At 39.0% G+C, this 7,597-nt stretch carries 8 protein-coding genes; 7 read left to right on the plus strand and 1 reads right to left on the minus strand.

The annotated features are described in order from the left end of the window. Positions 1–220: 220 nt before the first annotated feature. From AB5026_RS11075 to AB5026_RS11090, 4 genes are all read left to right on the plus strand, one after another. On the plus strand, positions 221–1,411 hold the full coding sequence (locus AB5026_RS11075) for a hypothetical protein (RefSeq protein WP_110102614.1): 1,191 nt from the start codon (positions 221–223) through the stop codon (positions 1,409–1,411). Positions 1,412–1,591: 180 nt separating this feature from the next. Continuing rightward, positions 1,592–2,524, plus strand: a complete 933-nt coding sequence (locus tag AB5026_RS11080; protein WP_173734607.1) for a DUF5688 family protein — start codon at positions 1,592–1,594, stop codon at positions 2,522–2,524. A gap of 360 nt (positions 2,525–2,884) precedes the next feature. Then, positions 2,885–3,727, plus strand: a complete 843-nt coding sequence (locus AB5026_RS11085; protein ID WP_173734606.1) for a TIGR02452 family protein — start codon at positions 2,885–2,887, stop codon at positions 3,725–3,727. Between the two features lie 101 nt (positions 3,728–3,828). After that, a complete protein-coding gene (locus tag AB5026_RS11090; RefSeq protein ID WP_173734605.1) occupies positions 3,829–4,212 on the plus strand; it encodes a hypothetical protein in 384 nt (127 codons plus the stop codon). Between the two features lie 37 nt (positions 4,213–4,249). On the opposite strand, the gene AB5026_RS11095 is transcribed toward AB5026_RS11090, so the two are convergent. After that, complete coding sequence (locus AB5026_RS11095; protein ID WP_173734604.1) at positions 4,250–5,398, minus strand: leucine-rich repeat domain-containing protein; 1,149 nt, start codon at positions 5,396–5,398, stop codon at positions 4,250–4,252. Positions 5,399–5,567: 169 nt separating this feature from the next. On the opposite strand from AB5026_RS11095, the gene AB5026_RS11100 reads away from it, so the two are divergent. The 3 genes from AB5026_RS11100 to AB5026_RS11110 all read left to right on the plus strand — a co-directional run bounded on the left by AB5026_RS11100 (position 5,568) and on the right by AB5026_RS11110 (position 7,435). Continuing rightward, a complete protein-coding gene (locus AB5026_RS11100) occupies positions 5,568–6,137 on the plus strand; it encodes a hypothetical protein (RefSeq protein ID WP_173734603.1) in 570 nt (189 codons plus the stop codon). Positions 6,138–6,275: 138 nt separating this feature from the next. Further along, entirely contained in the window at positions 6,276–7,217 is a 942-nt protein-coding gene (locus AB5026_RS11105; protein ID WP_368213339.1) for a hypothetical protein, read from the plus strand. Positions 7,218–7,225: 8 nt separating this feature from the next. Continuing rightward, positions 7,226–7,435 carry a hypothetical protein gene (locus AB5026_RS11110; protein ID WP_368213340.1) on the plus strand — a complete coding sequence of 70 codons (210 nt, stop codon included), beginning with the start codon at positions 7,226–7,228 and terminating at the stop codon, positions 7,433–7,435. Positions 7,436–7,597: the final 162 nt, after the last annotated feature.

A 7,597-nucleotide genomic window follows, 5' to 3' on the forward strand; every position in this document is an offset into this window, starting at 1 on the left:
ACCTGCGAACTTTTCGCAGGTCTTGTTTTTTTTGGTGCTATATTCTTTTTTAGCCCGGAAGTTCTTCTTTAATTTGGTCAAGATAAGCGCTCATTATCGGAGCCACCTGTTTAAAAGATATACGATACAGACGCCAAGAAAAACTTTTTCAGCATATTAAATCAGAGCAGAAAAAATACTCTGAGCTAATAAGAACATAGAAAAAAGGAGAGATTATTTAATGCTAAAAGAAAAGAAAAAAAATAAGGTTAAATCAGTTTGGAAGAATGGCGAGTTGAAAATTGTATTCGCAGAGCCGTCTATACAGGCACACGGAGGCGTTGTTTTTGCTGAAAGTGCAAGAGATATTTTATATTATTATTATACTGTTGAGGTATTCAAAAAGGTGAAAAGTAACTGGAAAAAGGAGTTTGATGTAAGCACATATGACTTTCCGGCACTTCTGGCAGCAGTAAAGATTATTGAATGCATTTTGGAGGATGATTTTACTGACGAGAGCTGGCAGGTCGATATGCGGGAAGGCGTGAATGGAAATATGAATATCACCTGGTATACAAAGACTTACGATACGTCGAGTTTTGCTAACGAGGATTATTATAAATTTGAACGTGTCGTACGGGTAATTGAAGGCGAGGATACGTCAGAACATTTCGTTTTCTCAGTCGGAAGTGGCCTTGATAATTGCAATTTTACGAAAGTACTGAAGTGTATAACTGCTACATATCTTAACCGTGCTGAGATTGAAGCTCTGCGTGATGTGATGAATGATTTTATTCAGAAAACGATTGATGACTTTAACAAAAAAGAGCGTAAAAGAATTGAATTGGAAAGAAAATCCTTAAAGATTGAAAACGGCAAGGTGTATGAATACAGAACCGTATATTTCGATGACCCTGACAATCTTGATTCAGTATATATCCCCGGGGATGTCATTGACTTCACAACGATTGAAAAGTACGACGATAAAGATATTTACATTGATTATCATAACTGTATCATCAAGTCAGTTGAAAAGAGTAACGCCGGTTCGGCGGGATATATTACAGTGACAGGAGGTTACAAAAATGGAGAGAATGGATTAAAAATCCGGCATCTTGAAGATAAGTCAATCAAAATTCCGCTTGAAATCATCACTCATGTTTTTAACGACATGTGTGATTCAGAAAAATTAAAATATACAAAAGAGCAGTGCCTTGAAGACTTCTGGCAGCTATTAACACCAGAAGAGAAAAAAGAATTTGTAAAAACACCTTTAAAAAAATTGGTCAAGAAGTGGAAGTATCCGGTCATTGATAGAACCTGGATGTGCAGAGATGAGCATGGGTTTGATGAGCCAGAGAAAGTTGCGAAATGGGTGGTAAAAAAGATGAAGAAGAGGTCTGAACGGGAAAAAGAAGAAAAGTTGGGTTAACGAAGGGCAGAAATCTCCGCCAGAAACACGCTTAGCTCAGACTAACGACTTCACTTATCAGCCTCTACGAGGCTTGGGTACACGCGAGCGCAGCTCGCGGTATCATATTCTGTACTTTAGCATATTCAGCATATTAAATGTGAAAAATAAAAATTTCACTTAAAGAAAGGAATGAAAGATATGACTAATATGAAGATGATGAGCAAAGAGGATTTTCTGAAAGTGCTGATGGGTTTGTTGGAAAATCAGGGGATTAAGACAAGCGTATTCATAATGAAGAAAGAGCATGGAAGTTATACCGGTATCCATAGGGTCTCCGATAATGATGGCGAAACTATCGCAGCAATTGTAAATGTCGATGATTTATATGATAAATTCATTCATGGAAAAGCAGGTGTGCCAGAAATGGTGGATATCGCAATGGAAGCTATGGATATATTGTCTATGTATCCATCTCAGTCGTCGCCTGATTCTTTAAAATGGTTATCGGATTGGAGTGTTGTTAAAAACCGGCTGTTTTTATCATTGTGCAATAAAAATGCAGTAGAATACCTAAACTCTGTAATTCACAAAGATATTCCCGGAACAGACCTCGCGTTAGTACCGAGGATATTTGCTTTTAATGATGGAGAATCATTTGCAACGTTACCATTAAGTCACAAGAACCTGAAATCTTATGGAGTTTCTGAAGAGGAACTGTGGAAGCATATTGCAGCATCAACGGTAAAACTTCAGCCTGCAAAAATCGATATCGCAGCAGCAAGACATGAACAGACAAACGAAATAGACGTAACTAATTCAATTATCAGTATTTCTTCTGGTTTTGGTTCATTTGGTGCAGCTGCTTGTTTCTATGATGGAGTGTTGGCGGGCATAGAAAATGTAATAAGAGAGAAGTTTTATATACTACCAATGTCATCACGAGGAGTATTAATCCTTCCAGAAAAACTTGTCAATGATGCAGGATATCTTAGTTTTGATGGCTGCTTAGACATTACAAGTTTTTGCCAGGATACAGCAGTGTATCGTATGCCAAAGTCGCACGAAGATTACCTGACAGATTCAGCATATTTGTATGATTCTGGCAAGCTTTCAGTCGTTAACACAAAATGATATACATATTAAAAGGACAGTAGCTATTACTGTCCTTTTTTGGTAAGATAACTTTATTTTTTAACTTCGTGCGAGGGTTCGAATCCCCACACGAAGCACTGCACTCAGCCTTATCGACGGGCGGGAAACCCGCCCTCGTCTGGTACACGCGAGCATAGCTCGCGGTATCACGGCTTCGCTTGTCAGCCTCTGTGAGGCTTGGTAACAAAGGTGTAAGCCTGAGTTATCAAAAAAACACAAAATTTCCATAAAAAAATCCTCAAAATTTTTCCACTCATTATTTTTTTAAGCATATTAAATTTGTAAGTGAAGAGACGAAAACACTACAAAAAGTTAAATTAAAACCTAAGGAGAAAAAAGATGAGTGTTTATTTCAATAAAAAAGATGAGTTAAAAGAAAAGGCTGTAAGTCATTATAAAATGATGGAGGCAAGTATGGGTGAAGAGATTGCCAAGTGTGTAAAAAACACAAGGGTTTATGGCGGTGATGGGATTGCGGTAACGTCTACTGCAAAAAAAGAGACAGATGACGTTGTTGCATTTGACAAGTATGATATGCAAATGAACGTTGTCGTGGACAACCTTGATACTGTCAGGTCTATGCTTGCTCATCGAGATGGAAAGACTGCTGTCCTTAACTTTGCAAGTTATAAAAACCCAGGCGGTAAGTTTATGGAAGGTTCCTCCGCACAGGAAGAATGTTTATGCCATACCTCTAACCTGTATAATGTTTTAAAAAGATTCCCAAAATACTACGAGTGGAATAAAAAACATAATAATAAGGCTTTGTATACAAACCGCGCCATGTATTCTGAAGACGTAACCTTCCTGGATGAAAGCGTCTGTGTTTATGGAGCGGACCCAATCCATGTGAAGGCTGATGTCATTACGTGTGCTGCCCCGAATTATTCTGCCGCAGGAAGGTACGCAGGAGTTGAACTGGATAAAAACAATGCGGAGTTATTCCGGAGAATTAAGTTTGTACTTGACATCGCGGAAGAGAACCATGTAGATACATTGATTCTCGGAGCCTTTGGCTGTGGAGTTTTTGGTCAGGATGCAGCAGTGGTCGCAAAATATTTCAAAAAATGTCTTAGTACATATGATTATCATTTTAAAAATGTATACTTCTCCGTATTGAACAGAGGAAAAAGTGAAAACTATGAAAAATTTAAGTTGATTTTTGGAGTAGCCAAAAAATAACACTTCGGTTGAGGTCGCACAGTGCGGCCTCGTTTTTTTTGGCGCAAAAATTTGGAGGCTGATTCAAAGTATGGTAAAATACAACCAAAGGAGGTATAGGTATGCGATATTACAGTACACAAAGGCCACTAGTTCCTGGTGGCTGCCCTAGAGCGGGAGTCCAAAAGGTCCACAACTATGACGAGAAAAAGTTTTGCGAGGAAATCGGCCGTGAGGCTTGGGGATATGTCGATTATAACAGAGAACTGACAAATGAGGAAGTGGAAGATTACGAACTTCTTCCGGCAGGAATTAAGAAATTCTGGGCCGTAACGACGACGTTTTGTGATGACGGTCATGTCGTTTCAGATATTACAGATGTTGTAGAAACGGTCAGAAAGCCAGAAGATAGTTTCCTAGAGACAAAAACGAAGGATATATATGTCGATTGGTTTGAAAATGAAGAAGAAGCAAAAGGGAAGATAAAAGAAGCGTTGAATGCGTAAAACGGAAAAAGCCGCTGAGAAATCAGCGGCTTTTTTGTCATAGGTCAAAAGTATCATCGATTGCTTTGTCAAATACTTCCTGCGTATTATTGGATTTACCAAGACGTTCCATAAGGTATGCTACAACAATAGTCTTTTCTTTTTTGCTGGCGATGGAAAGCAGTTCAGGAATGATTTTGTTTGATACTGTTCCAAGTTTAAGGAATTCTACGAATTCCTCCTGCGTTTTTTCTTCGATATATCGAATTGCCATATCCCTGCATTTCTTTTTCATGTAAGAAAAAGCATCAGGGTTTCTGGAAAGTCGATATTCCGCAAGTGCAGCAGCCTGTTTCTCGCAGGCATGTGCAGCTTTTAAGAATAGTCTTTTGCGATTGGGACCCATAATTATGCTTTCAAAATCACGATTTAACTTTTTTAATTCTCCCCGTTTTATCACACGTGGAAGCACCGCTGTATTCCCTTTATATGTAACTTTTACATAGTCATCAGAAAGCACACGTTCTTCATTGTAATACCCATCATCTTCCAAAACAATTGAAAAAATGAAGTTCTTTGGGATGCTATCGCTGATAATAACATGCTCAGCAGAGCAAAAAGCCTGATTCCCTATAGAAATTGAACCAGATGGAATTGTAACTTCTTTCAGCGAAGTGCTGCCGAATGCTCCTGCGCCGATGACTTTTAAGTTTTTAGAGAACGTAATATTGCGGAGATTCATGCATGGTGAAAATGCAAGCTCCCCAATTTCTTCCAGGGAATCCGGAAAAGTGATTTCGGAAATATTATTACACGAACTAAAACATTCATCTCCGATTTTTCGTATATTTTTTCCGAATTTAACATCGTGAACATCACTACACATAAATGCGCCATATTCAAGCTCAATTATACTATCAGGCATTATAATGGCACTTAATCTTCCGTTTCGGAAAGCATTGACACCAATGCGCTCAACGCCCTCATGAATCCGAATACGCCCGGGCCTGATAGCTGGACATTCCTCAAGAGTCTTTCCATCCTCGGAATAAGCAACACCGGTGTCTCCATATTTCCTATTTTTACGAATTTTATGTTTTGGTGAAAAAAGATTGAATTCACCTGTTCTTGAAATAAATACAGGGTTGTCTTCTTCCTGGACAGCTGACATGTCCATAAGTTCTTTTAAGTTATCCATAATACTCATAATATCTCTTCCTTTCTTTGTCTATTATGTCGTTTCAGATTAAATATGCAGGATTAAGAAAAAAAAGAAAAAACACAAAAAGAAATAAAAATTCAGCATACTGTACATGAAGTAAGAAGTAAAAAGAACGGCTGAGTTTTTGTCAGCCTTAAAAAATGGAGGAAAAAGTATGAACAAATTAACATTAAGACAGTTTATAGATGTTGTTAAAGCCCTGATGGAGGCGAGTTTAACGAAAGAGTATGGAATCAGGCTGGAAATCATGGAAGAGCCTGACGAAATATCTGATGATGGAGTCAAGGTGACTCTCAAGGTAGAAAAAGAAAGCATAAAAGAATGTACAAAGAGTAGGAAAATGTGTGAAACATATTCTTGTGACTGTAACAGTAATGCGTATTTTTTCGATATGGATGAGAACTATCACGATTACGAAGAGCGCATGGACAAAGGGGAAGAACCTGAATCTGATATCCTAAGAGATATTACGGATAAAATGCTAAAAAGTATTTCAAAAGAGATGGAGGAAAATCCAGAACCAGCTAAAGAGGAGAATAACGAGCGAGAGGAAAGCATCTGTTCGGATGATATGGATTCAGATTCCTACTCTGAAGATGATGCTGAGACTGACGCCGAAGAAACAGCGTTTGTGTGCAAATGCATTATGAAAGCGGCCCTGGTATGCGCAGCTATTCCAATTGGAATCTTCATTGCAAAACGTTATTTCTCTGACAAAAAGTAAGGAAGAAAAGATTAAAAAAACAGCTGAATTTTTTTTCGGCTGTTTTTTTGTTCATGCAAAAATTCTGCATATTGATTTTGTATCAAAAAATAAGGCAGGAGGCAAATACTCCTGACCAACAAAGAAAAGGAGAAAAACATGAATAAAATGAATTTAAGAGAATTTGCAGAGGTACTGGTGGCAATGATGAATCAGCAGGGCACAGTGTGCTTTCTGAATAACGACAATCCGGCAAAGCAGCTGGCTGTTGCAATGTCAAAAGGTGACGCATGTGCTTACGCTCCGGTTGCTCCTCTTTGGGACTCTTACGAAAAGGGGGCTGACCTTAATCAGATGGCAGCAGCAGTATCTATGGCTATGAAAGAGGGCTTGGATAAAGGCTCTGAAATGGTTAAGATGAACGCGGACAGATGTGCACAGCAGCCAGCCCCATCATTTAAGAAGCATGAAGTAAAAGAGACTTCTGACCGTTTTGCAAATATGGGTAGAAGCCATGCGGAGTATTCAGCAGAACCAAGCCAGGGACAGTCAAAGGCAGCAAGGAAAGAATTCTTCCCGAATACTGAAGAAGGAAGACAGAAGGCAATGAAAATGCTGCAGGATATTATGGGGACTTTGCCAGACACTATGGCTGCACCAAGTGGATGTTCAGACAAAAGATTTGTCTCCGACAGTAATAGCCCATGCAGTAGTGATTGCTCTTGCGGAAACGGATGTAAACCAAATCGGACATATCGCCCAGAGCCTGCAAAACAGGGCAATGATGACTATGACCCGACAGATGACCTTCCGGAAAACCTGCGCTCACAGCTTGGAGAGATTCTGAAGAGAATCGGTCTGCAGCCGCAGAACACGCAGAGCAAGCGTTTTGATTTGACCGATAGAGACTTTGTGTTGCAGACAGCATACCCAATGCTGGCGGACGATGAAACCATTGCAGCACACCCGGAGGCTTTATCTAGAAAAGTTCTGGATATGAATATCGTGTATTGTTTTTATGATAACAATAATAGCGTTATGAATGATGGTGTCCGTGTGCTAGGGAAAATTTTCTTGGCGCTGACGTGCTCAAGAATGTAGCAGATAAAATGGGTGAGTCTGCTCTTATGGTAATGCCAGTTTCCGAGGAATTTGTAGCTGTTTTCCCGGCATCAGATACAACGTCAATTAACGGGACAGTTTTAAAAAATGTCATTAAAGCATTAAAGAATCTGGCTCCTGATGAGGTATTATCTAACAATGTATATCTCTATGATAGGGAGCATAACCTGTTGGCAATGGAATCATACCAGCTCTAAATTCAAATAATTCAAATAAGCATCAGCAGAGTAATCTGCTGGTGTTTTTTTTGATGATATAGCCGCTGCACACTTGTGACTTCAATCGTGAGTTAAGCGGCTTCTTTAATAAATAAAAATATTGCCTGCAACCTTTTAATTCTCTACACAAAAGTGTAGAGA

Source organism: Blautia sp. RTP21359st1_E11_RTP21359_211015 (genome assembly GCF_040910705.1).
In the GTDB taxonomy this organism is placed as follows: domain Bacteria; phylum Bacillota; class Clostridia; order Lachnospirales; family Lachnospiraceae; genus Blautia_A; species Blautia_A fusiformis.

Coding starts and splice junctions, on each gene's coding strand:
- AB5026_RS11075 (WP_110102614.1), top strand. CDS start 221: ATGCTAAAAGAAAAGAAAAAAAATAAGGTTAAATCAGTTTGGAAGAAT.
- AB5026_RS11080 (WP_173734607.1), top strand. CDS start 1,592: ATGACTAATATGAAGATGATGAGCAAAGAGGATTTTCTGAAAGTGCTG.
- AB5026_RS11085 (WP_173734606.1), top strand. CDS start 2,885: ATGAGTGTTTATTTCAATAAAAAAGATGAGTTAAAAGAAAAGGCTGTA.
- AB5026_RS11090 (WP_173734605.1), top strand. CDS start 3,829: ATGCGATATTACAGTACACAAAGGCCACTAGTTCCTGGTGGCTGCCCT.
- AB5026_RS11095 (WP_173734604.1), bottom strand. CDS start 5,398: ATGAGTATTATGGATAACTTAAAAGAACTTATGGACATGTCAGCTGTC.
- AB5026_RS11100 (WP_173734603.1), top strand. CDS start 5,568: ATGAACAAATTAACATTAAGACAGTTTATAGATGTTGTTAAAGCCCTG.
- AB5026_RS11105 (WP_368213339.1), top strand. CDS start 6,276: ATGAATAAAATGAATTTAAGAGAATTTGCAGAGGTACTGGTGGCAATG.
- AB5026_RS11110 (WP_368213340.1), top strand. CDS start 7,226: ATGGGTGAGTCTGCTCTTATGGTAATGCCAGTTTCCGAGGAATTTGTA.